We start from the raw sequence: 22,829 nt of genomic DNA on the forward strand, positions 1-22,829 counted from the left end.
CCGGTCGAGCGGCGCCGGCTCTGACAGGCAGGTGCGCTCACATCCACCGCGTGAACGAGTCCCGGCCGGCACCAGGCCCGCCGGGAGACTGGTCCGGTGAGGTCGGTGTGCGTGCCGGGTCGGGCCGGACGCCGAGCGCGGGCCGATGCGCCCGCACTGCCTCGACGCTCAACGCTTCGCTGGGCGCCGCCACGGGGTCGCCCGCCGGTGGCGGTGACTGGGATGGCTGGTCGATGTCTTCTTGCATCGCGGCGAGTTGGGTCTCGACGCGGGCGAGGTCTTCTTCTGCTTGGGCGAGGGCGCTGGCGTGCCGGAAGGGTTGTCCGATCCGCTGCTCGGCATCGGCGATCGCCTGCTCGGCAGCGGTGAGGTCCTCGCGCGCGTGACCGAGCAGGCTGGGGATGCCTGCGGCCCGGTTCTCGATGCGTTGGATCACGCCGATGCCGCCGTCGAGGAAGGTGTCGCGGGCGATCAGCGTGCCGCTGCGGGGCACCCCGGCGAGACTGATCTCGATGAACGGGTCGCCGCCGGTCGCGGGCCGGGTGACAAGGGCGATGTCGAAGCCGCTGATCTGTCCGATGGTGCCGTATTCGCGAGACGTATAGCGCGAGGCCCACTTCAGGTCCGACGAGTGCGCCCACTGCGCGAGTGCCTCGGCGGCGTCAGCGCGGGAGGTGTAGGTCCGCTCGCCCAGGGTGATGCGGAACCGGTCGCCGCCGGTGTCACTCACCCGCGGGAGCGCGGCTTCCAGGGCAGCGACGTCACTCTCGGCGCGGCGGGCCGAATCTTGGGCGCGGTCGCGGGTGTGGACGAGCACGGACTCGTTGCGGTGGTAGGCCCGCTCCAACCGGCGCAGCCGGGTGACCTCGTTGTTGATGGTGGAGTGCTCCAGCAGCAACGGGTTCCCACTGGAGATGGCCTTGGCTTCGGCTGCCGAGAGTGCGGAGGAGTCGATCTCCTCGATCTCGCGGGTGTCGAGCCGGCCGCGCATGAGCTGGGCGATGAAGGTCGCTTTTCGTTCCACGCCTTGCCACATGTAGGAGTCGAAGGACCGCTCGGTGACGAACCGGACGATCGCGACCTCGGAGTTCTGGTTGCCCTGCCGCAGAATGCGACCCTCTCGCTGAGCGATATCACTCGGGCGCCAGGGGCAGTCCAGGTGATACAGCGCCACGGCCCGGTTCTGCACGTTCGTGCCGACGCCCATCTTCTCGGTGGAGCCCATCAGCACGGCGATGTGGCCGTTGCGGGCGGCCGCGAACAGCCGGGCTTTGTCGGCGTCGGTCTTGGCCTCGTGCATGTACCGGATGGCCTCGGCGGGCATGCCGCGCTGCACGAGTTGCAGGTGCAGTTCGTCGTAGGCGTTCCACCGCTCGGTTGTCGGGGTGCCGATGTCGGAGAACACCAGCTGCAATGCTCCCCGCACCGCCGACGGCTGCCCGGTGATGACATCGAGGTACTCGTTGTCACGGGTCTGCTCCCAGACCCGGTGGATCGTGTCCGCGGCCGTGTCGACCTTGGTCGGACCCGACGGGGCACTCGGAGCGGTCGGGGTGGTGGGGATGATCATGCGGATGTCGAGGGCGGCTTTGCGGCCGTCGGTGGAGATGACCAGCATGTTGTCCTCGTTCGGGGACACGGTCTTGGCCGTGACCTTCTCGGCCCGTTCCCCCAGGTGCTCGATGAACCGCTCCAGCTCGACGGTCGGCTGCACCGCGACCGTCGCCGGAGCACGCTTGCCGTCGTCGCGGACCGTGAGGTCGGGGGTGGGCAGGTCGAGGTCGTCGGCGGTCTTCACGTCGGCGAAGATCGACCACATCTTCAACATCTCCGGGACGTTGGAGAACTTCGCGAACCGGGTCTTCATGCGGAAGGTGTTGTTCCCGGTGGGCGCCATCTCCATCTGCGTCACCGTCTGCCCGAAGGTGGCCGCCCACGCATCGAACGACCCGATCCCCGCCTTCTCCAACAGGTCGGGACGCAGGTACCGCTGCATCACGAACGCCTCCGTGACGCTGTTGGAGATCGGTGTGGCGGTCGCGGCGGTGACGACCCGCTCACGGCCCTGACCGCGGAGGTATTCGAGCTTCATGTGCAGGTCCGAGGCCCTGCCGGAGCCTTCGATGGAGGCGTCGCGGATGTTGGACTCGGTGGCGAGGTTCTTGTACATGTGCGCCTCGTCGACGATGAGGTAGTCGATCCCGGTGTCCTCGAAACACACCCCGGCGTCCCGGTCGGCGTCGACGCGGGCCTTGACCTTGTTCTCCAGTTGGAGCAACTTGCGCTGGATGCGTTTGACGCTCATCCGGTCCTCACCCTGCGCGTCCTCCAGCACGGAGCGGACCTGTTCCACCTGGGCGTCGATGTAGGCCTGCTGGGTCTCGGCACGCAGTGGGATCTTCGCGAACGCGCCTTGGGTGAGGATCACCGCATCCCACTCGTTCGCCGAGGCGCGGGCGACGAACAGGCGCCGCTTGTCGGCGGTCAGATCGGAGCTGGAGGCGGCGAGAATCCGCGCCCGCGGGTAGATCTGCAACCACTCTCGCCCGACCTGTTCGAGCATGTGGTTCGGGACTACGACGACCGGCTTGGACACCAGCCACATGCGGCGCATCTCCATCGCGCCCATCACCATCTCCGCGGTCTTGCCGGCACCGACCTCGTGGAACAGGCCGGCGGCGGGCTCGGCGATCATCCGGGCGACCGCGGCCCGCTGGTGCGGGCGCGGGGTGAAGGTCGCGGCCATGCCCGGCAGCGACAGGTACTCCCCGGCGCCGGTGTAGTCGCGCAAGACGATGGAGTTGAACCGGCGGTTGTACTCATCGGTCAGGGTCTGGGCGCGTTCGGGGTCTTCCCACACCCACTCGCCGAAGCGTTCCTGGATCGCGTCGGCCTTCTCCTGCGCGGCGGCGGTCTCGACGGGGTTGAGCACTTGGTGCTTCTTGCCGTCGATGCCTTCGATCTCGTCGTAGACCAACAGCGTTCGTTGCTCCATGACGGCTTGGGCGATGTCGGGCGCGGGGCGGCGTTCGGTGCCCCATTCGCTGGTGGCCAGCAGGCCCGCCCGGCCGCCGCGGACCTCCCACATCCCGGATAGGGGGTTCTCCACCCGCACCTCAGCTGTGCGGAGCAGCTCGGACAGGAACTGCTCGTGGACCTCGGCGCTGATCCACACCGCACCCAACCGTGCGGTGATGTCCTCGACCCCGAGGGTCTCGGGCAGCACGTCGGTGAGTGCGTCGACGTTGCCCTGGAACGCGGGATCGTCGCCTGCCCGTTCTCGCGCGGCGTCGAGCTTGGTGCGCACGTCGCCGGAGAGGTAGGCGGGTGCGTGGACGAGCTCGTCGGTGTCGGGGTCGGTGAACACCAGCGCGTCCAACGCCGCGCGGGCTTCGGGTTCGGGCATGCCGAGCATGTCGGCGATCAGCGGCAGGTCGATGCCGCCGGTCTTGTCGAGGCTGACCGCGATCGCGTCGGCCGGGGTCTCCACACCTTGGATCTCGGCGCGGGGCGCGACGACCCGGCGGGTCATGATCGCGGCCGGGCTGGCCGTCTGGTCGGTCTCGTCGAACTGCTCCAACGCCAGCACCAGCGGCCCGAACGGATCAGAGCGCAGCATCCGGATCGGGGTAGGGACGATCCGGGCGTATGTGTCCTTGCCGGCGTCGTTGGTGCGTCCGGTGCGGCGCAGCGTGTACCGGTTCAACGGCCCGTACCTGCCGACGTACTTCTGGTAGCCGCGCGCCAGGTCAGCGCGGGCGTCGTCGATCTCGTCGGTGTCATCGACCGTCGCGGCCTCCAACGCCAGCAGCCGGGTCGCCGCGTCCCGCAGGCCCAGCAGGGCACGCAGCTCGACGGCGGCCGACTTGGGCACCTCCAGCGGCTCGATCGCCCCGGCGGCGACGACCCCGAACCCGCTCCCGTCCCTGCCCCTGTCGCCGATCTGGGCGGTGGTGTCGGTGGGGACGATGCTGCCGTCCCACCGCTCCGGCGGTGCCGGGGTGTGTGCGGCCCGGCGGGTCTCCTGCGCCGCGGTGCGCGGGCTCATGGTCAGCCCGGTGCGGCGGGCGGTGAAGGTGACCTGCTCGATCACGTCTCGCAGGTCGGCGTCGAGCCGCTCCAGGTCCCCGGTGACCGTCAACGTTTGTGCGCCGTGCATGCCGTGTCCGATGCCGAGGTTGCCAAGAACGTGCTCGGGGTGATGGTCGAAGTAGGCGTTGATCTTGATCTTCTTCCCGTCCAACCCGATCGGGGTGACGGTCTCCCACAGGTCATCGGCCGGCGGTTGATGCTCCTCGCGGCGGCGGAAGATCAGCAGATCGGTCACCACCTCGGTCCCAGCGGTACGGCGGTGCGCTCCGGAAGGCAGGCGGATCGCGCCGACCAGATCGGCCAGCGCGTTCATCTCCCGCCGCGCGCCGGGGTTCTGCGCGTCCATCGTGTAGTGCGAGGTCAGCACCGCCACCAGCCCGCCCGGCCGGGTCAGCCGTAGCGATTTGAGGATGAAGTGGTTGTGCATCGACTGCCGCGTCGCATTGTGCACCGGGTCATGCAGGGTGATGTTGCCGAACGGGACGTTCCCGATCGCGGCGTCGAAGTGCCCCTCGGGCAGACGGGTGTCGGCGAACGACTCGGCGCGGACATCCGCGTGCGGATACAGGGCGCGGCTGATCGTCGCGGTGAGTGGGTCCAGCTCGACGCCCGTCATCTCCGCGCCCGCGGGGGCGAGGCCGATGAAGGTGCCCAGCCCCGAGCCCGGCTCCAGCACCTGCCCGCTGGTGAATCCGAGGCCGTGCAGCGCCTGCCACATCTCGGCTGCGATCGGCGGGTCGGTGTAGTGCGCGTTGATCGTCGTGCGCGCCGCGGCGTCCCACTCCGTCTCGTCCAGCAGGGCGCGCAGCTCGGCCCGCTCACTGGCCCACTCGGGTTTGGCGGTGTCGAAGACCTCCGGGATGGCACCCCACGACGACCACCGGGCCAGCACCCGCTGCTGCTCGACCGTGGCCGCATGCCCCTCGGCAGCCAGCGACCGCGAGAGGTTGACGGCGGCGAGGTTCGCCCGGAACCGCACCTTCGCGCCCGAGGGCGCGAGGTCGTCCCGCGAGGCCGGGACGAACCGCGGCCCGACGGGCGCCGACGGGCCAGGGTCTAGCGGACCTCGCGCAGGAACCGGATCGTCGCCGCCTCCGCCAGCACGTCCGCGTGCTCTTGCAGATACCGGCTCGGGATCTCCGCTGTCAGCAGCCCATCCAGGAACTCGGTCGGCAGCGCCCACTCGGTCGCCTTGTCCTCGATCTCGACCGTCGAGTACATCGGGTACGGGGAGTCCTGTGCTCGTTCGGCCCAGGCGATCAGGTTCTCGTCGGCCGGTCGGGTCTGCTCCCACTCCTCGCGGGCCTGATCCAGCGGCAGGCTCGGGTCGTGGACCCAGGCGAGCTGGTTCATCACGACCTCCTCTGCGATCCTGCGCGCCGTCATCCGACGAGCCGCGTCCTGCAAGTAAGTCTGCTCCGAAGAGCGTGTCATCTCTAGGCGCAGCGCCGGATTGGTCTCCAGTCTCGCCGACAGGTCCGACACCTGACTCGCGATCTCGGCGCCCAGGTCGGTGAAGAACGCCTGCGGGTGCTCCAACGCCGCCACCCGGTCCGGGGCGTACCTCCGCCAGTGCTCCATCGCCCGTGTCCCGTACCGGTTCATCTGCTTCCCTCTCCTGCTGTGACGTCGGCGGCCCGGGCGAGGTCAGTGATGCCACCGTCATCTCGGCAGGAGTCGCCGCGGTCGCGCTCGCCTCGATCGTCGTGGTCTCGGTCGCGGTCGTCTCGGGTGCGGTGGTCTCGGCTGTGGCCGTGGTCAGGTTCTCGGTCAGGGTGGTGTCGGCGGTGTCCTCGTCGAGGCCCCACAGGTCCAACTCGAGCTGGCCCGGTGGTGGCGTCCGGCGCCGAGCCATCACCGCCACCCCCGCACCGTGGACGTCTCACCCTCACGGGGCCTCATCGGGTGTCCTTTGCAGCAGTGCCTCGACCTGTGCCCGGTCGGTGCGGAGCTGGGCGGCGTCGGGGCGTGAGGGCCAGGCGCGCAGGTCGGTCACGATCGGTGGCGCGGAGCGCAGGATAGTCACGCCGGTCCCGAACGGCAGCGTCCTGATCCGGTCCGGCGGCAGGATCGGCACGCGCCGCACCGAGCGTTGGTTGGAGCGGGAGCCGTGATCGCCGAGGGTCACGCTGTCGGTGTATTCGTCGCGTTCCCCGATCAGCGTGGACAGGTCTTGCAGGTCGCGGGAGTTGGAGGCGCCGCCGAGGATGATCTTCACGATGGAGGCGTCCCAGATCGCGCCGGCCGCGTTCTCGTTCCACTTGTCCCGTGCTTGGGCCATAGACTGCAACACCGGCATCGTGGTGATCCCGGTGCCACCGCCCTCGGCCATCAGCGTCGGCAGGCTGGGCAGGGGGGCCAGGTTGCCGATCTCATCCAGGGCGAGCAGCAGCGGCGGGTCGAGACGGGCGCCGGGTGAGCGGGCGGCGATCGTGCGGGCGGTCTCGATGAGGTCTTCGACGAACGCGGCCACCAGCGCCGCCGAGGCGCCGGCGCCGGCCCCGGTCGCCAGCAGATACAGCGTCCCGCGGCCGGTGATGAACTGTTCGGGATCGAACCCTTCACCGGGCGCCGGGGACACGGCGTCGAGGACGCGGGGGTCAGCCAGTGCGCCCAGGGCCAGGGAGACTCCTTGCCAGATGGAGTCGCGGGTACGCGGGTCGGAGTCGATCATCGCGCCGAGCGAGTCGGCCCACCCGGTCGCCGCGTCGGTGTGGTTGTTCAAGATCGCCACCGCGGCGGCGGCGGCGGTCGGGTCCAGGGTCCAGCGGAACAACTCCGCGGGCGGCCGGGAGTCCAGCGCTGCCGCATGCAGCAGGGATTGCAGCGCGGTGCGGGTCATGCCCTCCCAGAACCCGCCGGACTCGACCCCGCCCGCGGACAGGCCGGTCGCAGCGGCGAGGCCGTTCGCGCGGATCATCGCGGTCAGCGGGTTCTCACAGCCCCGCACCGGTGACCACCGCATCCCCGCCGGTACGCCCTCGGCAAGATGTTGCGGGTCGAATACCGCCACCGGTCGCCCGCCTCGTCCGCGGGCTTTCAGAGTGGCGGTGAGGTTGTCCGGTCGTGTCGAGGTCGTCACAACCGCGCCGGGAGCGTCGAGGATCGCGTTGATGACCACGTGCAGGCCCTTGCCGGAACGGGGTGGGCCGATCAGCAGGATCGAGTCCTCCACACTCGCCCACACCTGAGCGCCCTTGGAACGGCCCAGCAGATAGCCCGCATCGGCCGCCGACGGCTGGTCGAGTGAGGGGCGCAGGGTGACGGCTCGTCGCAGCAGCGCCTTGCCCGAGGCGAGGGTCTTCACCTCGTGGCCGGTGGCGGTCCCAGCGAGCCGGCGGGGGTCGGTCTCGATCTTGCGGGTGTGCCGGCGCAGCCGCACCCACACCCACCCGGCGCCCGTGCCGAGCCCGGCCAGCAGAACGATCGTGACGATCCAGTACGCCACCGGGCTCAGACCCTCGGCGGCGAGTGCGGTGGCCGGGTCGGAGGGGTGGAACAGCACCCCGAGCCCCGCGGCAGGCCCGGCGTCCGGCTGCGGCGTGCCGGTGACGAAGGCGGCGACCGAGCCGGCGCCGCGCAGGATCAGCGCGACGCCGAACATGGCGATCAGGCCGACGAGGGCGGCGTTGGTCAGCTCGTCTCCGAGCGAGCCGGTCTGCCGGCCCTGCGGGCTGCTCACGACACCCGCCTGACCACGACGGTCCCGGAGATACGCCCGTACAAGACCACCTCGTGCGGACTCTTGGCCAGGGAGTCGAGCTGACGTTGGTCGAGTAGGGCGCGCGCCGCCCCGGTGCCGGTGGCGTCGGTGTGGGAGACGATGACGGCGGCGGCGATGTCCTCGCCAGGGACAAACCCGTCCCCGGTGACCTCGATGAGGACGGGGGTTCGCGTGTGCTTGGCGCGGCGGGCACGCCGGGTCTCAGGCGCGGCCGCATCGTCATCGGTGGGTGGGGGTGTTGTGCGTTTGCGGGAGCGGATGAGGTCGGTGAACACGGTCCCGTCGACCTCGTGGACCTCGATCCGCACGGCGATGGTGCGGTCCTTCGTCACCGCGTCCATCAACGGACCGAAGGTGCCCCGCGTCCACTCCGTCCCCGCCGCCGGTGGCGGGAACGCCGTCCCGTCCACGGTGACATCCAGGGCACCGCTCTCGGTGACTGTGATGAGGACGTGTGGCAGCACGACCGGCGTATCATCCGGCTGCTGAAACGTCGCTCGGCGCGTGGGCTTGCGAGTCATCACGCCACCCCCGAGGTGAGCCGAGAGCTGGTGTCGAACAGCTCCAGCTCGACGGGATGGAGCTGGTGCTGCGAAATGAAGCTCCTGGACTTGATCTTCCACAGCCCCTGCCCGACCCCCAGGGTCGGGAGGAGCTTCTGCTCGGTCCCCGTCAGTCCGAGCGCGGCGGCGGTGGGGCCGAGCTGGTCGGATTCTTGCCGGTAGATGATCCGGGTCTCGGCGTTGGCGAGCAGGCTGTTGGCGAGTGAGCGCATCGCGGAGCCCTGGTCGCCGACGTTGTCGAGGTCGGTGAGCTTGTGGAAGATCAACATGTTCGCGATCCCGTAATGCCTCGCCAGCCGCCAGTGCGCATCCATCCGCCGCAACAGCGCGGGGTGGGACATCAACCGCCAGGCTTCGTCATAGATCACCCACCGCTGCCCACCGTTGGGGTCCAGCAGCGCCGATTCCATCCACGCCGACGAACAAGTCATCAGCACCGAGATCAGGGTGGAGTTCTCCGTCACCCGCGACAGGTCGAGGCTGATCATCGGCAGTGACGCATCGAATGCGACCGTGGAGGGTCCATCGAACAAGCCCTGAAGGTCGCCAGCGACCAGGCGGCGTAGAGCGTGGCCGACGAGTCGCCCGTCCTCAGCCAGCCGCCCGTCGGCATCCAGAGGAGGGGACAGAATGCGGTCCACGACCATCGGGAGGACCGGCACCGTGTTCTCGGCAACGGTGGCGGTCAGGGCGAGGTCGATCGCAGTGTGCTCCAACGGCGTCAACCCGCGCGCCAGAACGGTCTCGGCGAGGGCGCCGATCAGGTCACGACGCCGTGAGGCGACCGTGGAGGACCATTGCTCATCCGACAGGCCGGAGGGTCGGTGGCCTTCATCGAGGGGGTTCAGCCTTGTGTGAAGTCCGTGGCCCAAGACGATCGCCCGGCCGCCCACCGCTTCTGCGACGGCGGTGTGCTCGCCCTTGGGGTCGCCGGGAACGTAGACGCGGCGGCCGAATGGCAACGACCGAGTGTAGAGACTCTTGGCGAGGGAGGATTTGCCGGAGCCCACGATCCCGGCCAGGACGATGTTGGGTGCGGTGATGATGCCGCGGGCATACAAGACCCAGGGGTCGTAAACGAAGCTGCCGCCGGAGTAGAGGTCTTGCCCGACGAAAACCCCATCACTCCCGAGGCCGCCTTCGGCGACGAACGGATACGCCCCAGCCAACGTCGCGCTGGTGTCCTGATGCCGAGGGAGCCGGAATCGGCCCGGCGACCGGAGCGCCGTCGGGCCGGGCTCGCCGGCGGCGGGCAGGTAGGCCGTCCCGCGTCGCTCCGCCTTCTCGGCCTCGGCCTTGGTCCGCGCGGCCAGATTCTCCGTCTGGCGTCGCTCAGCCTGGAGGCGGGCGGCGGCCTGTCGGCGCTGCTTGCGCAGCCGCCGTCGCTCGGCGGCGGGGGCGACCAGGACGGAGGTGTGCAGCCGCTCCCGTTCACTGTCGTTCACAGCGAGAGTCCTCGGGACTGCTTCACCGCGGCCGCGCCGGGGTGAACGAACCACGACGGATCGGGCGCCCTCCGCGACCGCTCGGACGCCGCCTGTCTCGCTTCCGACTCAGGGGCGGGGCCGCCGATCCCGGCGATCGCCTCACGCGCCGACACCACGCCCGCATCGTCGAGGGCGTCGGCGGGCAGAGTGTGGTGCTCGCGGAGGAGGCTGACATGTCCGGCGAACGGGTTGTAGGTCAGGCTGTAGCCAGCGCCGTCGTCGGTGACCACCCGGTCCAGCGCTCCGGTCGGGGGCTCGTCGTAGACGTAGCCGTTCTCCAGCGCCGCCCGGGTGGTCTCTTCCCCGTAGTCCCAGCCCTTCAGATGCTCGATCGCCGCAGCGGTGCCATCGGCGTCGATCACGTCAAGAACCTGGTCGGCTTCCTCGCCTTGCAGGAACACCACGCTGATCCACCGCCGCTCAGGTCGGGACGCCTCAGCTGGAGCCGTCTGCTCGGCGACATCGGTGAGTTCGATAAGGGCGTCGGCGTTGACACGGGCAGCCTCCGCCACCCAGCCCGGGAACAACCCCGCGTGCTCGGGCTCGCTATCGGGATGGTCGAGGGCGTACTGGCGGGCCTCCCCGGCGGCACCCAGGAAGGTCGCAAGATCCCGCATCGCGCGGTCGGGATCGACGGGCTGGCCGGCGCCGGTGAACAGATCCCGTCCCTTCACCTCCCCACCATCGGTGGTGTCGGTGATGCGATAGGCGTAGCGCTGGTGCTCACCCACCGGGGTATCCGGCCAGACCGTCAGCCTCAACGTCCCTGCCGACACCGTGCGGGTGGCCGCGACGGCGTCGTTGCCGATGCCAGCCGTTGGTTCGGGGTGCCAGGCGATCCGCCCGGAGTGGGAGAACGCGGCGTTAAGGTGGTCGTGGGCCTGGTCGAGCAAGGTGCTGGCCTGGTGCAGTTCGGCGGCGGCGAGCGCGGAGCGGTCACCGGCAAGGTGGTCGCCGTCATCGTGGTGCGCCCGGTCCCGGTGGGTGAGGTGGGTGGCAGCGAGCTGGTCGAGTACCTGCCGCAGCGATCGCATGGCCGCGGTGAGGTCGCCGAACAGGGTGTAGGTGTCGGTCGGGTCATCGAACACACGGCTGGCGTGGGAGAGACCCCGCATCGCCTCGGACGCCTCGGCGGCATCGGTGAGCGGGTCGTGGAACGTGGGCATGGCGGCCTCCCTGGACGCGGGCGAGCACCTCCGCGATTCGGAGGCCACCGGTCAGGTGCACCCGCCAACCCCTGCTGAGTACAAGTGCGGTCAGATGCGGCGGCAGAGCGGGAGCGCGGCAGCGGTGAACGCCGCGGCCTGCTGGCCGACCAGGAGGCGGGTCTCGCAGGAGGCTTGGATGGCGGCCTGTTCGATCGCCGCCACGCCCGCGTCGAGTTCTTCCACGGTGGCCGCGGAGACGGAGATGAGGCCGGTGTAGCGCAGGACGCCGTGGCCGGCGGTGAGGTCGGCTTCCTGCTGGAGCACGTCGTGGTACTCCGCGGTCTGGGCGGCGTCCTCGATCTGTCCGATCTTGGCCCGCTGTGCCTGATCGCTGATGTGCTCGACCTTCTTCTTGCGGATGTCGCGGGCCGCTTGGTCGGAGCGCATCGGCGTGCACAGCAACGAGAACGACCGCTGAATCCCCGTCGAGAGGAGCACCGGGGACAGGAAGCCGGGATAGACCAGCGAGCGGGGCCATTCGGAGACCCACAGCACCGCGTGGTGGGCCGAGTCGGTGCGCAGCCGCGACCAGGACTCGTTGACCGCGACCGGTCCGGCGGTGGCGAGGGACTGACCGAGCTGCCCGTGGCGCTCCAGGGTCGCGGCGATCGCCGGGTCATACGCGCTGCGGAGGATCACCGCGATCTGCCCCGGCGAGAGCCACCCGGACGGTGCCAGGTCGGCTGAGCGCAGCGCGGCGATCAGGGTGTTCATCTCTTGCCGCAGCACCGCGGCCGCGCCACGCAGGCCGCCGCCGGCGGTCCTGATCTGCCGCGCGCTCGCGTTCATGTCCAGCGCCAGCGACAGGGTGGTCGCGTGTCGCTCGCCGGCCGGCCCGGCACGGTCGATCAGCTCGGCGTACGTCTGTGCAGCCCAGGTGTCGTCGGCTGTGCCGTGCGCCTCCCACCACTCCGCGAGCCCGGTGCCCGAGTCCGGCAAGGTCCTCTCCAGCACCTGCAAGGTGGCGATCCGCCCGGACCGGCAGACAGTCGCCAGGACGCGCCCCCAGGAGGTGACGCGCCGTTCCTGCTCACCCGGATCGAGGAGCACGAACGCCGGATGCGTCACCTCACACACCACCGTCAGCGTGCCGGAGGTGGGGTCGTGGATCATCCCGGCACCGGTATCGGGGTCGGTGTACTCCCGCAACCGCGACTGGTCGCCGGGCAACGCGAGCGTGCCCACCGGCCGGGGCTTGACCACCCTGCGTCGGTAGAGGAGCTGGCCGCCGGTGGAGCGCCACAGCCACCAGCACGCCACCGGCAGCCACTCCACCGCCGGCCGGCCCACCACAGGTATCCACGTCAAGCAGGCGGCGATTACCCAGACGGGGGCGGTGTAGACGAGCAGGATGCCGCCACCGGCATACAGGGCACCGACGATCGACAGTATGCCGATGGCGAGGGTGATGAGCTGCGCCAGCGACAGCCCCAGGAGCACTCCGCGGCGGGTCAGGCGGGAGAACTTCACCGGCACCAGCTCCGCCGACGACGCGGCGGGCTCGTTCTGCTTCGCGGACATCAGAAGTCACTCCTTTCCGGTCGGCTTCGGTACCGGCGGCGGGGGCTGCTTCGGCGGACGCGACTCCGGCTGCGACGGCCCGGACGAGAGGCCCGCCGTGGGCGTCTTCGGCGCCGGGGTCGACGGTCGGGGGGCCTGTGCGGACGGTGGCGGGGCATTACCGCTCTGGCCCGCGGAGTCGGCCGCGCGCTCACCCTGGTTGCCGAGGGCCTTGCCTGCCTTGGGGCCTGCCGTGGCGGCGTCCTTGGCAACCTTCGCTGCCACCAGCCCGGCCGCAGCCGGCCCGGCCGCAGTTGCGGCACCGGCTCCCGCGCCTGCACCGGCTCCCGCGCCTGCACCGGCAGACCCGCTGCCGCCCGCGGTCGCGGCCGCACTCCCGCTCGTGCCCGCGGTGCCGGTGGGGCCGCTGGTCGATGTGGGGGCGGGGTGCTTAGGCTCCGGCGGCTTCTTCCCACGACCACCGCCGTCGTTGCCGTCGAGGACCTTCTTCGGCTCGCTACCGCCGTTGCCGCCGGGCTTGGAGGGGACCGGGACGGGCCGGTTGAGGGCGTTCTTGGCGTCCTGTTCGGAGCCGATCGCGTGGTACATGTCGAACCCGACGAACGCGATGAACTTGTACGTCAGATATGGCGCGAACGCGGCCATCGCCATCAGCACGATCCCGGCGATCGGGTCGGCCACCGAGGCCAGGTCTCCGTCGATCGGCGCCGAGACTTGGGTGATCGCGACCAGGAACATCACAACCAGCACGAGCTTGGACACGATCAGGGCGATCACGAACATCGCCCACTTGCTGATCCACCCCCGCGAGGCGTCCCACGAGGCGCCGGAGAACGCCAGCGGGGCGAACACGATCGCCACCAGCAGCAGCGCCTTCCGCACCAGCAGCGAGAGCCACACGATCGCGGCGGCGGCGATCGCCAGGCCGGCGAGGAAGATGGTGATGATCGCTCCGACGCCGGGGGCGGCGATGTTGATGCCGACCAAGCCGGCGGCGAGCAGGGCGATCTTGTCGCCCATCGACTCGGTGGTCTCCCCGGCTGCTTGGATGATGCCGATGGAGAGCTGGTCGACGATCTCCAGCAGCAGCGCGGTGAGGGTGATGACCACGAACGATCCGAGCACCGATTTCGCCAACCCCAACGCGGCTCGGGAGAGCGCGGTGGGGTCGCGTCTGATCAGGCCGGTGATCAGTTGCAGGCAGAAGAACAGCAGCATCACGAACACGGCGATGCCGAACAGCAGGTTGTAGACGCTGACGTACTCCTCGCTGGTGACATCGACCAGGGTCGTGGTGTCGAACACCGCCCAGACGGCCTCGAACAGCCACCCGGCGGCAGCGCCCATCGCTTGGGCAAGCCAGTCGAAAGGTGCCGCGACCAGGCTGGCGGCGCCCTCACCGACGGCGTCGCAGACGGAGGAGATGACAGGGACGTCGCAGACACCCATCACAAGACCCACTTCCTTGCTCGATGGGTGTTCAGACCTGCTGCCCGACGTTCCAGAAGAAGTTGATGAGCGTCACCGACGCGCCGCAGATCACCGCGGCGCCACAGGAGACGAGCACGCCGACCTTTCCCCTGCCCGCGAGGTGGGGATTGGAGGAGTTGGCGCCGAAGCCCCACACGATCGCGCTGATGATCAGCGCGAGCACCGAGAGGATGAGGCCGATGGTCATGACCGCTCCGACGATCGTGCGGAGCTGACCGATGCCGGGAAGGCCAGAGTCGTTGGGGTCGATGTTGATGTCCATCGGCAGCACGGCCGGGACGGCGGACAGAGCGGGGATGAGGTCGAACACGGTGTGTCTCCTGACGGACGGACCCGCACAGGGCGGAATGCGCAGACGGGGTTCATCCCTGAGGTGCACCCGCGCGTTCCTCGTCCCTCGACCTGGCTCGAGGCGACCTGACCGAAAGGTGCCGGAACGACGTAGCGCCGCCCGCCCGTTAGTGGGCGGACAGCGCTATGCAGCAGGAGAAGACCGCCGCGGCGGATGCGGGGTCAGAGTTGGTCACCGAGACTGATCAGCCAGTTCATCCAGGCCACCCCGCCGCCGGCGAGGACCGCAGCTCCTACAGCGGTCCAAGCCCCGACCCGCGCTTTGGTCGCGGCCACCTGATTGCCGTTGCTGCTCGCGATCGCCCAGATGACGGCGCAGACAATCAGCATCAGCACGGCGATGATCAGCACGAAGGTCAGCAGCGCGCCGATGACCTCACGCAGGTCACCGATCCCACCGAGGCCGTCGAAGTCGGGGAACACGTTCACGTGTCATCACCACCGCGAACGTCCAATGATCGAACCGCCGGAATAGCCTTCATGCCGGTAGGTGCGACCCGCTGGTCCAGGGCGAGCTGCGCTCGCGCGCCGGGCCTTCGGCCCCCACCAGAGGAGTGCCGCTACGCGGGCTGCGGGCGCCGGTTCAGTGGCCGCAGTGGCCCGGCTGTGCCGTTCTGTCACATGTATCCGACGCGTCATTCGTACATCAGATGTAAGCGAACAATTGCTAGTTCAGGGCTACGGTCACGTGGAGGTGGTCGTAGTGGCCGCCGGTCACATCGTCGGCGTCGTGCATGCCGCCGCCGTCGTAGGGGCGCCAGCCCTCGCTGTCGCGGGCCAGGGACCAGATCTTGCCGTCCCAGATGAGGTACTCCACGCCCAGGGCCTCGGCGTGCTCCTGCATCCAGTTAGTTACCTGCCAGCCGAGTTCGCGTTGTGCCGGGGTGGGGTGGGTGCCGATGGGGTTGCCGAAGGTTCCGTCGCACGCTCGGCCGAGGGGGTGTTCGGAGACGGTGCCGGGGCGGGGTGAGTAGCAGGACCAGCTCGTGTCGGGGAACGCGGCGATGGTCTGCTGGTACAGGTGCAGCATGCGGGCGGTGATCTGCCCGTCGGTGGTGGGATCGTCGACCATCTGGTTCGGGTCGCCCTCGAACGGCTCCGGCGCCCCGCCCGGCGAACCGTCGTTCTCGGGGTCGCAGCCCTGGCCGGGTGTGCCGGTCTCGGGTTCGGGCAGGTCGGCCGCATCATGGGAGTTGAGCCAGGCGGCAGGGTCGGTGTGCTCGCCGTCGGTCCCGCCGATGCGGACCTCGAAATGCAAGTGCGGACCCGTGGAGTTGCCCGAAGAGCCGATGTCGCCGATGTGCTGCCCGGCGGTCACGGTGTCGCCGGCCTGGACGTGGATGCCGTGCTCCCACATGTGTCCGTACGCCGTCGCGACCGTCTGCCCGTCGATGGTGTGTTCGATGACGATGAGACCGCCGTAGCCGCCGGAGAACTCCGCCACGGTGACGGTGCCGTCGGCGGCGGCGAGGAGTGGGGTGCCGTCCGGGGCAGCGAAGTCGGTGCCGGTGTGGAAGGAGTCCTCCCCGGTGATCGGGTGCACCCGTGGCCCGTACTCGGAGGTCAGGACCCAGGTGCCCTCCGGGACCGGGAACACCACCCGCGAGGACTCCGGCCCGACAGCCTGCGCTACCGGAACGATCTCGCCGCCACTCGTGCTGGCCGTGCTGCTCGCGTCGGTGGTGGTGAGGGCGGTCAGGATGGTCTCGGCGACCGGCTCGTAGTTGCGGTACCGGTCCGGATACGCGGACACTTCGACGGCTTGGGCGGCCTCGCCCTTGTCCATCTGCTCCCAGCCGGGGATGTCCAGCAGCCCCCGGGGACTTGGGTGGTTGGGGCCGGTGGGTCCGCCGAAGAACGCCTCAGCTTGGTAGACGGGGTCCATCAGCTCGGCGACGGTGCCCCACCCGGACTGTGGCCGCATCTGGAACAGCCCAAGGCTGTCGTTGTCGGAGCCGTCGCCGTCGTTGGGGTAGTTCGCCGACTCCGGGTAGGCGCTCGTGTTGGACAGTTGCCGCAGGGTGGATTCGGTGAGCGCGGCCATGAGCGCGATCACCAGGCCGTCGCGGCTCACTCCGTCGATCGCGGAGCCGGTCTCGATGATCGTCGTGGCGTGAGTGAGCTGGGCGCGGTTGAGCGTGAATGTCTCACCGTTGGCGGTGGTGACCTCCAGCTTGTCGGGGACGTCTCCGACCGTGACTTCGCCCTCGACGACACAGGTCGCGGAGGCGGTCGCGGCGGGGTTCATCAGCACCCCGACCGACAGCAACGCCAGCGCAGGTCCGAAGAACACCAGGACCAGCGCGGCGACGGCGACCTTCTGCAGCACGAGCGACCACCCCGTTATCGGAGGGGGTTGTCGAGCTGGGACAGCCGCAGCAGACGGCAGGTGTCGTACGTCGGCGCGCAGACGAGGAAGACCGTGAACGACACCGCATGCTCGGAGGTCACCTGCTCGTCGTTCCAGACTCCGGTGCGGTGGCGGGTGCCCTCGATCGTGTAGGCGATGGTGCCGTCGGCGAGCTGGCCGGGCTGGGCCTGGGCCACCGCCTCATCCCACGCCTGGGGCACGAACAGGTTCTCGATGGTCAGGTTCTGGGCGGTCTCGTACTGCCGTAGCTCGATCCACGCCTCCCGCGAGGGCAGATAGGCGGTGACATCGGAGGCGAGACCGGCCTGCTCGGCACCGGAGGGATCACCGACGCCGAGGATGACGCTGGTGTAGTCCAAGGGCATCAGCCCGGAGGCGGTGTCCCAGGCGAACAACGCCTCGGCGGCATTGCCGGCGAACGTCTCCGGATCATCGGAGGCTATGACCACTGGCAGCTGCGGGGATCCGGTCGGTGCAGGGTCACCGGGAGTGGTGATCATCGGCCCCGGCGTGGCGCCGTCGCCGCTGCCGGGGCGCGGGTCGCTCGGAGGCGGTCCGGCCACGAGGCCGTAGACGCCGACCCCGGCCAGCACCACGACCGCGACCAGAGCGGCGACCAGGGCGATGAAGCGGTGACGGGAGCGAGGATCAGAGGACGCGAGAGAGGTCTTCATACCCGACAGGTGCGCGCACCCTTTCCCTCACGCTCAGGCCGATCGGTCAAAGAGCGCGCAGGTACCCCCGTGCCGAGGGCGCGTCGTCGGCTGCCCGGCGGTCGCATGCGGCGCGCAGTTCCTCGGCGAACTCGCTCGTGCCTTCGGCGGTGTCCAAGAACCCCGCTATCTGCTCGTCGGTCAGCTCGGCGGCGAGTTGGTCTGGGTCGTAGTGTGTCCACCACTGGGTCAGCTCGCCCCAGGTGTGGATGAAGGCGCGCACCGGATACCGCACCGGGTCCCCATCGGCGCCGATCAGCGGCACCGGCCTCGGTGCCGGAGTCTTGCCTTTCTGTTTGCTGGCGGCGGTGGCGCGGGCGACGGCCTCGTCGGCCATCTGGTGCAGGTCGGCCTCCCGCGACTCCTTCGCGATCGTCGCGGCGTCGCGGACGGTTTGGAAGATCGGGTGCACTGGGGCGCCGGCCTCGATCTGTTCCAACCCCGCCCGTGCCTCGGCCCGGAGGGTTTCGGGTTGGGCGGAGTCGGCGGCGATGCGTTCGAGATGGCCGATCTTCTCCATTGTCTTGTACGACGCGGCGCCGGGGATCATCGCGGCGGCTTGCGCGCGGGCCTCACCGAGTGCGGTTGACGGTCCCGGCAAATTTCCGGGACCGTCAACTCCGGGCTGATGCTCGCTGCTGAACTGCGTGGAGACCTTGCGGCGGGCGGCGTCTTCAGCCATCACCTGCTTCAGCTCCCGGTACAACGCGGCGGACTCGCGCTGGGTGAGGGGCTTGTGGAGCATGTTGTCGTCCTGCTCGGCGATGAGTTGTCCGAGCCGGTCGGAGAGGCCGGAGCGGACCCAGACGTTGACCTTCTTCTCCCCGATCCTCTTGATCGCCGCGAGCCTCCTCGCGCCACACACGAGCACACCGTCGGGGGTGATGGTGATGGGTTGCAGGAGGCCGTCGCGTTCGATCGAGGCGGCGAGTTCGTCGATGTCGCCGAGCTCGGTGCGGTGCCGTCGGCCGACCTTGATGGAGTCGAGCACCCACTCCAGCTCGATGTGTCCCGGATCGAAACTCACCGCGACCCACCCCCCGCGGCACGGCGCCGTGGTGCAGCCAGGGCCAGGGAGAGCACCAGGTCGTCATCGCGCAACAGCACCGGCAGCGTCTCACCGATCAGCAGTCGCAGCAGCACTCCCTTGCCCGCACTGGTGGCGGCGTAGGCGGGGTGCGGGTTGCCCAGCAGCGCCCGCAGCAGCACGGTCCAGGATCGGCTGGGAAGGTCCAGCAGGGCGCGGGCGTGCCGGTCCCGCCGCAACGCCTCGTACGCGGACTGCCGGGTGCCGGCCCGCATCAGCGCCCCGCACACGTGCTCCACCGAGGCCCGGGCGGTCTCCGCTGGCCAGCCCAGCAGGCACAGCAGGCCAAGGGCGTCCTCGCTGGCCGATCCGGCGGACATGCACGCCTGATCCGACCCCGACCCGCCGCTGTCGGCGGTGGCCTCCGGGTCGGTGTCGCCGGGGGCGGGGTCGTGGATGTGGAAGGCGGGGTGGTAGTCGGTCAGCGGGTTGTCCCGGTCGCCGAACCGCTCCGGGTCGTGGAAGGCCGAGACGTGCGGGCGGCGGGCTTGGTGGACCGAGCAGAGCAGTCCTTGTGCGCGTTCCTCGAAGATGCAGGTGATCCGCACCCCGTGGGTGACCATCGCCCACGGGTCATCGGCCCGCCTCGTGGAGGCGTACTGCATCGCATCGAACGCCGCCGATGCTGCCTCCCACGGGTCCAGGCCGTGCTTGCGCGCCAGCGGGGTGTACTTCTCCGCCGCATAGGCCATCAGCTCGCGCGCGGACGGGTCGGACGCCCACGCGCCCTAGCCCGCCTCGTGCAACCGGGTCAGCAGAGTCCGCAGGCCCTCACCGGTCGTGAAATCCTCGCCGGCGCCATCGTGCTCGTGGTGTGTCGTGGTGGTCATCGCCGCTCACCTGTTCATCCCCACACCAGAGCGCACCGGGCCTGATCCGCTGGTGCCGCTGCGGCCGAACGCGGACAGCGGCGGCAACCGGCGTGCCCGGTCGGCGAGGTCGTGCATCCGATTCGTGATCGGCGTGCGGGCGCGGCGGGCCAGTTCGGCCTCGAAGTCGATACCCCGCCCCGCGACTGTCGCAGTGTGCCGGGCGATGAGGTCCGTGGGGCGCACCCACTCCACACCCCGCGCCCGCCTCGCAGCCAGCGGCGTGTGCTCCGGGTCGTCGCGGCGAACGTGGGCGGATTCCACTGCGTCCGGTGTGCTGGTCGGGTCGACCGGCTCGCGCTCGCGTTCGGGCTCAGGGACCGGCTGTCGCCGCTCGTGCTGTTCGTGTGGGTTCCCATTCATGGGGTGGCCTCCTCGCCATCGTTGCTGTCAGGAAGGTGCGCGCTCGCGAACCAGCGCCCGACCGTGGAGGGATGCACGCTGAGTTCGCGGGCGATGCGCTTGTTCGACCAGCCCGCGTTCCGCAGCGCCGAGGCTCGGCTCCTGCGTTCCGCGGAAGGTGTGTCATCGGCCAGTGGCTGCATCCCGAATGCGGGGTCATCTGCGTGGGGCGGCACCGTCAGCTCTAGGCGGCGTCGCTGCGCCGGGGCATCGAGCATCGTGGAGTCCAAGGCCGCGAGGTTGGATGCCGGACCGCCGCCTCCGCCGGGTGTGGGGCGGGTGAGGATGACGGTCAGGTGCGTGATGGCCAGCAGCACCACCGGTGGCACCGCCGCCACCGATGCGGCGAGCACTCCAGGCACGTCGGCATCGGCGGCGACCACGGCGTGGATCGCGTTGGCGGTCACCGACACCGCGGCGCCGCCGATCAGCAGCGCCCACGGGTACCAGGCCGTCCTCTGACCGGCGAGGGCGACGACGGCGACGGTGGCGACGACGATGATGCCGTCTACGATCAGCGGCCACGCCCACGCCTGCCCGTCCCCGACACCGCTTCGGGCGGCGAGGTCTGCCAGCGCGGTGAACGACAGCCAGAACGCTCCGGCGGCGATGAACACCGTCCCCGACACCGCCGTCACCACGGCCCACCGGCGACCCGCCGCACCCGTTGCGGTTGGGGTGCTCATCACAGCCCCCGCATCCTTGACGGCCCCGGCCCCGGCCCCGGCCCCGGCCCCGGCCCCGGCACCGGTCGAGCGGACGCGTCGCGGCTGAACCAGCCGTCCGCAGCCGGTGGTGAGACGCCCCGCACCGTCTCTCCGACTGATGAGGACGGTCTGCGCCGGGCGGTGGCCGGGTGGACGGTGCGGTACGCGGAGCGGACCGTGGTGGTGATCTCGCGCGCGGCGAGCCCGGCGTGCCCGGCGGCCGCGGTGAGCACATCGAGCGCAACCGACGCCGGGAGCCCGTTCTCGGCGAGTCGGCACGCCGCCCAGAACAGCCCACGGTTCCGCTCTCCTTCGCCACGGGCAGCGACCCACGCCGCCAGCCGCGACACATCGACATCCCGATCCAGACCGGGAGACGTGGCGCGGCTGGGGGTTGGGCGGGGGTCGAGGAAGTCCCGCAGCCGCTGCGCATCCAGCGTGCTGGCGGGGCCGGTGTTGATCGTTTCGACCCCGTAGGTGACCGTGGTGCCCTCGATGGAGCGGGCCGAGGGCGGGACGATGATGTAGCCACCGTCACCGCGGAAGTCGATCCCAGCGCGGGCCGCCTGCCACGACCGCTGCTCCGTGCTGGGTGCGGTCGGGTAGTAGGCGTGCATCCCGCCCGTGGGCGTGCGCACCAGCAGCTCCCACCGCTCCACCAGCCCGGCGCGGTGGGCGCGGTCGAAGCTGGCGTGGCCATCGACTGGGCCGTGGACATCGACATCCACCACGACCGTGCCTGAGGCGGCACCGGTCGGGACGCCGATGTTCGCTCCCGGCGATTGCCGCCACCACGCCTCGATCTGATCGAGGTTGGTGGTGGCGTCGTGGAAACCGTGCTCGGTAGCCGGCCGCTTCCCATACGCCGCACAGGGGAAGACCGGCACCCCCGCGGTGGCGAACTCCCGCGCAGCCGCCGACAACGGCCACGCACCGCTCATTCGAAGCAGCACCGAGGCGACTGCACCGTGTTCGGCCATCACAGACCCTGCCCCTCGAGCGCCGGCGCGGGAACGGGTCGCGCACCTGGCTCCGGCAACGACGCCACCTGCCGCGACGGCTCCGGTGCCGGTCGTACGGGTACGGGTGCCCCGCGATGGGCTGCCTCCCGGTCCAGACCCGGTGGAGTACCGTCACCGACCTGCACCGTGTCGAGCCGGTCCAGGATTGTCAGGGCGGCCTTGCGGACCCGCTCCCCGGCGGCCTTGACCACCTCCACCGGCTCCTTGCCGTCGACGCGGGCGGCCCAGGTCGACACGTACGGGATCGTGTAGCCGCTGGTGTCCATTCCGTGGGCGGCGCCGATCATCAGCGCCACGGACTCGGCTTCGACTTCGCCGATGCCGCGATGCTGACGGGCCTCCTCGGCGTCGGGGCCGTGCAGCAGGACGTGGCCGAGTTCGTGCGCGAGGGTCTTGGTTTGCGCGGCGGGATCCATGCTCTGGCGCACCGCCACGGTCTTGGCGGTGTAGTCGGTCATCCCGTTCGCGCCGTGGATCATGCCCTCGTGCGGCACCCGTTGCACCGCGAACCCAGCCGCCTGGACCTGCGCGGCCAGGCCGTCCCACAACCCCGCGGGCGCTTCGCCTTCCAGCAGCCGCGGTGTCGGCGGCTCGGGAATCGGGTCGCCGGTGGTCTGGCTCGTGTCCCACACATACGCTGGGCGGACGCCGACCATCTTGGAGCGCACCACCTCACCCGGCCGAGGCTTCTCGCCCTTCCCCAGACGCCGCCAGGACTCCGCGTCCTGCGGGGTGGCGGTGGCGAACCGGCCAGTCACGGGAGCGAGAATCTGGTAGCCGGGCTGGCCCTTTTCCACCTGACGACCGAGCTGCTGCCACTGCTTGTAGCCGGCCACGTACGAAGGAAACGGCTCCGGCACCCGGCCCTGCTCGTAGGCGCCGTGATGCTGCACCCAGATCAGCAGGGTGTTGTTGAAGCTCCTCGACCGGAACCGCGCCGCGAACGCGAGCGCCCGCGCCCAATCCGGGCCGGACACGAGCTGCTCGACGGCGCCGGCCAGCTTCTCGTGCAGCTCGTCGAGCTTCGTCTCGCGTGCTTCGCGGGCCTCCTGCCTCGTCGCCATCTGCTCTGGCCTCCTCCCGGCATAGACCGCGCCCCAGGAGAGGGCGGCGGTGCACCAACGAGGTGCGCCAGGAGAACCAGCAGGTGTGTCGAGACGGTCAGCGGACTACGAGGTCGGTAGGTTGGCCGTCAGGAGAACTCGTGGTGCGCCTGACGTA

The 22,829-nt window shown here is 70.1% G+C and carries 17 protein-coding genes and 1 pseudogene; all 18 read right to left on the reverse strand.

Going from position 1 to position 22,829, the window contains the following annotated elements; genetic code table 11:
- Positions 1–37: 37 nt before the first annotated feature.
- The 18 genes and pseudogenes from ACFWGN_RS18355 to ACFWGN_RS18440 all read right to left on the reverse strand — a co-directional run bounded on the left by ACFWGN_RS18355 (position 38) and on the right by ACFWGN_RS18440 (position 22,672).
- Positions 38–5,071 carry a helicase-related protein gene (locus ACFWGN_RS18355; protein WP_377618881.1) on the reverse strand — a complete coding sequence of 1,678 codons (5,034 nt, stop codon included), beginning with the start codon at positions 5,069–5,071 and terminating at the stop codon, positions 38–40.
- Between the two features lie 77 nt (positions 5,072–5,148).
- The gene (locus tag ACFWGN_RS18360; protein ID WP_377618883.1) at positions 5,149–5,697 is read right to left on the reverse strand and encodes a hypothetical protein; all 549 of its coding nucleotides are present in this window, start codon (positions 5,695–5,697) and stop codon (positions 5,149–5,151) included.
- Between the two features lie 283 nt (positions 5,698–5,980).
- Positions 5,981–7,774, reverse strand: coding sequence for a type IV secretory system conjugative DNA transfer family protein (locus ACFWGN_RS18365; protein ID WP_377618885.1), 1,794 nt, complete (start codon positions 7,772–7,774; stop codon positions 5,981–5,983).
- Positions 7,771–8,337, reverse strand: a complete 567-nt coding sequence (locus ACFWGN_RS18370; protein WP_377618887.1) for a hypothetical protein — start codon at positions 8,335–8,337, stop codon at positions 7,771–7,773. The genes ACFWGN_RS18365 and ACFWGN_RS18370 overlap by 4 nt, the downstream gene beginning before the upstream one ends.
- Positions 8,337–9,824 carry an ATP-binding protein gene (locus ACFWGN_RS18375; protein ID WP_377618889.1) on the reverse strand — a complete coding sequence of 496 codons (1,488 nt, stop codon included), beginning with the start codon at positions 9,822–9,824 and terminating at the stop codon, positions 8,337–8,339. The genes ACFWGN_RS18370 and ACFWGN_RS18375 overlap by 1 nt, the downstream gene beginning before the upstream one ends.
- Entirely contained in the window at positions 9,821–11,032 is a 1,212-nt protein-coding gene (locus ACFWGN_RS18380) for a hypothetical protein (protein ID WP_377618890.1), read from the reverse strand. The genes ACFWGN_RS18375 and ACFWGN_RS18380 overlap by 4 nt, the downstream gene beginning before the upstream one ends.
- Positions 11,033–11,122: 90 nt before the next feature.
- Entirely contained in the window at positions 11,123–12,595 is a 1,473-nt protein-coding gene (locus ACFWGN_RS18385) for an SCO6880 family protein (protein WP_377618892.1), read from the reverse strand.
- A 6-nt stretch (positions 12,596–12,601) separates the two neighbouring features.
- The gene (locus ACFWGN_RS18390) at positions 12,602–14,044 is read right to left on the reverse strand and encodes a conjugal transfer protein TrbL (RefSeq protein WP_377618933.1); all 1,443 of its coding nucleotides are present in this window, start codon (positions 14,042–14,044) and stop codon (positions 12,602–12,604) included.
- A 31-nt stretch (positions 14,045–14,075) separates the two neighbouring features.
- On the reverse strand, positions 14,076–14,348 hold the full coding sequence (locus ACFWGN_RS18395; protein WP_377618935.1) for a DUF6112 family protein: 273 nt from the start codon (positions 14,346–14,348) through the stop codon (positions 14,076–14,078).
- Between the two features lie 251 nt (positions 14,349–14,599).
- The gene (locus ACFWGN_RS18400; protein ID WP_377618894.1) at positions 14,600–14,866 is read right to left on the reverse strand and encodes a DUF6112 family protein; all 267 of its coding nucleotides are present in this window, start codon (positions 14,864–14,866) and stop codon (positions 14,600–14,602) included.
- Between the two features lie 238 nt (positions 14,867–15,104).
- The gene (locus ACFWGN_RS18405) at positions 15,105–16,766 is read right to left on the reverse strand and encodes a M23 family metallopeptidase (protein WP_377618896.1); all 1,662 of its coding nucleotides are present in this window, start codon (positions 16,764–16,766) and stop codon (positions 15,105–15,107) included.
- 14 nt (positions 16,767–16,780) lie between these two features.
- A complete protein-coding gene (locus ACFWGN_RS18410) occupies positions 16,781–17,482 on the reverse strand; it encodes a hypothetical protein (RefSeq protein ID WP_377618897.1) in 702 nt (233 codons plus the stop codon).
- A gap of 46 nt (positions 17,483–17,528) precedes the next feature.
- On the reverse strand, positions 17,529–18,548 hold the full coding sequence (locus tag ACFWGN_RS18415) for a ParB N-terminal domain-containing protein (RefSeq protein ID WP_377618899.1): 1,020 nt from the start codon (positions 18,546–18,548) through the stop codon (positions 17,529–17,531).
- Positions 18,545–19,438: pseudogene (locus tag ACFWGN_RS18420) on the reverse strand (hypothetical protein). The gene ACFWGN_RS18415 and the pseudogene ACFWGN_RS18420 overlap by 4 nt, the downstream one beginning before the upstream one ends.
- A gap of 6 nt (positions 19,439–19,444) precedes the next feature.
- Entirely contained in the window at positions 19,445–19,840 is a 396-nt protein-coding gene (locus tag ACFWGN_RS18425) for a hypothetical protein (RefSeq protein WP_377618900.1), read from the reverse strand.
- A complete protein-coding gene (locus tag ACFWGN_RS18430; RefSeq protein WP_377618902.1) occupies positions 19,837–20,565 on the reverse strand; it encodes a DUF2637 domain-containing protein in 729 nt (242 codons plus the stop codon). The genes ACFWGN_RS18425 and ACFWGN_RS18430 overlap by 4 nt, the downstream gene beginning before the upstream one ends.
- Positions 20,565–21,566, reverse strand: coding sequence for a bifunctional DNA primase/polymerase (locus ACFWGN_RS18435; protein WP_377618904.1), 1,002 nt, complete (start codon positions 21,564–21,566; stop codon positions 20,565–20,567). The genes ACFWGN_RS18430 and ACFWGN_RS18435 overlap by 1 nt, the downstream gene beginning before the upstream one ends.
- Entirely contained in the window at positions 21,566–22,672 is a 1,107-nt protein-coding gene (locus ACFWGN_RS18440; RefSeq protein WP_377618905.1) for an ArdC-like ssDNA-binding domain-containing protein, read from the reverse strand. The genes ACFWGN_RS18435 and ACFWGN_RS18440 overlap by 1 nt, the downstream gene beginning before the upstream one ends.
- Positions 22,673–22,829 lie beyond the last annotated feature (157 nt).

It is taken from the genome of Oerskovia sp. NPDC060338 (assembly GCF_042726295.1).
Lineage (GTDB): Bacteria > Actinomycetota > Actinomycetes > Actinomycetales > Cellulomonadaceae > Oerskovia > Oerskovia merdavium.

Coding starts and splice junctions, on each gene's coding strand:
- ACFWGN_RS18360 (WP_377618883.1), bottom strand. CDS start 5,697: ATGAACCGGTACGGGACACGGGCGATGGAGCACTGGCGGAGGTACGCC.
- ACFWGN_RS18370 (WP_377618887.1), bottom strand. CDS start 8,337: ATGACTCGCAAGCCCACGCGCCGAGCGACGTTTCAGCAGCCGGATGAT.
- ACFWGN_RS18380 (WP_377618890.1), bottom strand. CDS start 11,032: ATGCCCACGTTCCACGACCCGCTCACCGATGCCGCCGAGGCGTCCGAG.
- ACFWGN_RS18385 (WP_377618892.1), bottom strand. CDS start 12,595: ATGTCCGCGAAGCAGAACGAGCCCGCCGCGTCGTCGGCGGAGCTGGTG.
- ACFWGN_RS18390 (WP_377618933.1), bottom strand. CDS start 14,044: ATGGGTGTCTGCGACGTCCCTGTCATCTCCTCCGTCTGCGACGCCGTC.
- ACFWGN_RS18395 (WP_377618935.1), bottom strand. CDS start 14,348: ATGGACATCAACATCGACCCCAACGACTCTGGCCTTCCCGGCATCGGT.
- ACFWGN_RS18410 (WP_377618897.1), bottom strand. CDS start 17,482: ATGAAGACCTCTCTCGCGTCCTCTGATCCTCGCTCCCGTCACCGCTTC.
- ACFWGN_RS18425 (WP_377618900.1), bottom strand. CDS start 19,840: ATGAATGGGAACCCACACGAACAGCACGAGCGGCGACAGCCGGTCCCT.
- ACFWGN_RS18430 (WP_377618902.1), bottom strand. CDS start 20,565: ATGAGCACCCCAACCGCAACGGGTGCGGCGGGTCGCCGGTGGGCCGTG.
- ACFWGN_RS18435 (WP_377618904.1), bottom strand. CDS start 21,566: ATGGCCGAACACGGTGCAGTCGCCTCGGTGCTGCTTCGAATGAGCGGT.
- ACFWGN_RS18440 (WP_377618905.1), bottom strand. CDS start 22,672: ATGGCGACGAGGCAGGAGGCCCGCGAAGCACGCGAGACGAAGCTCGAC.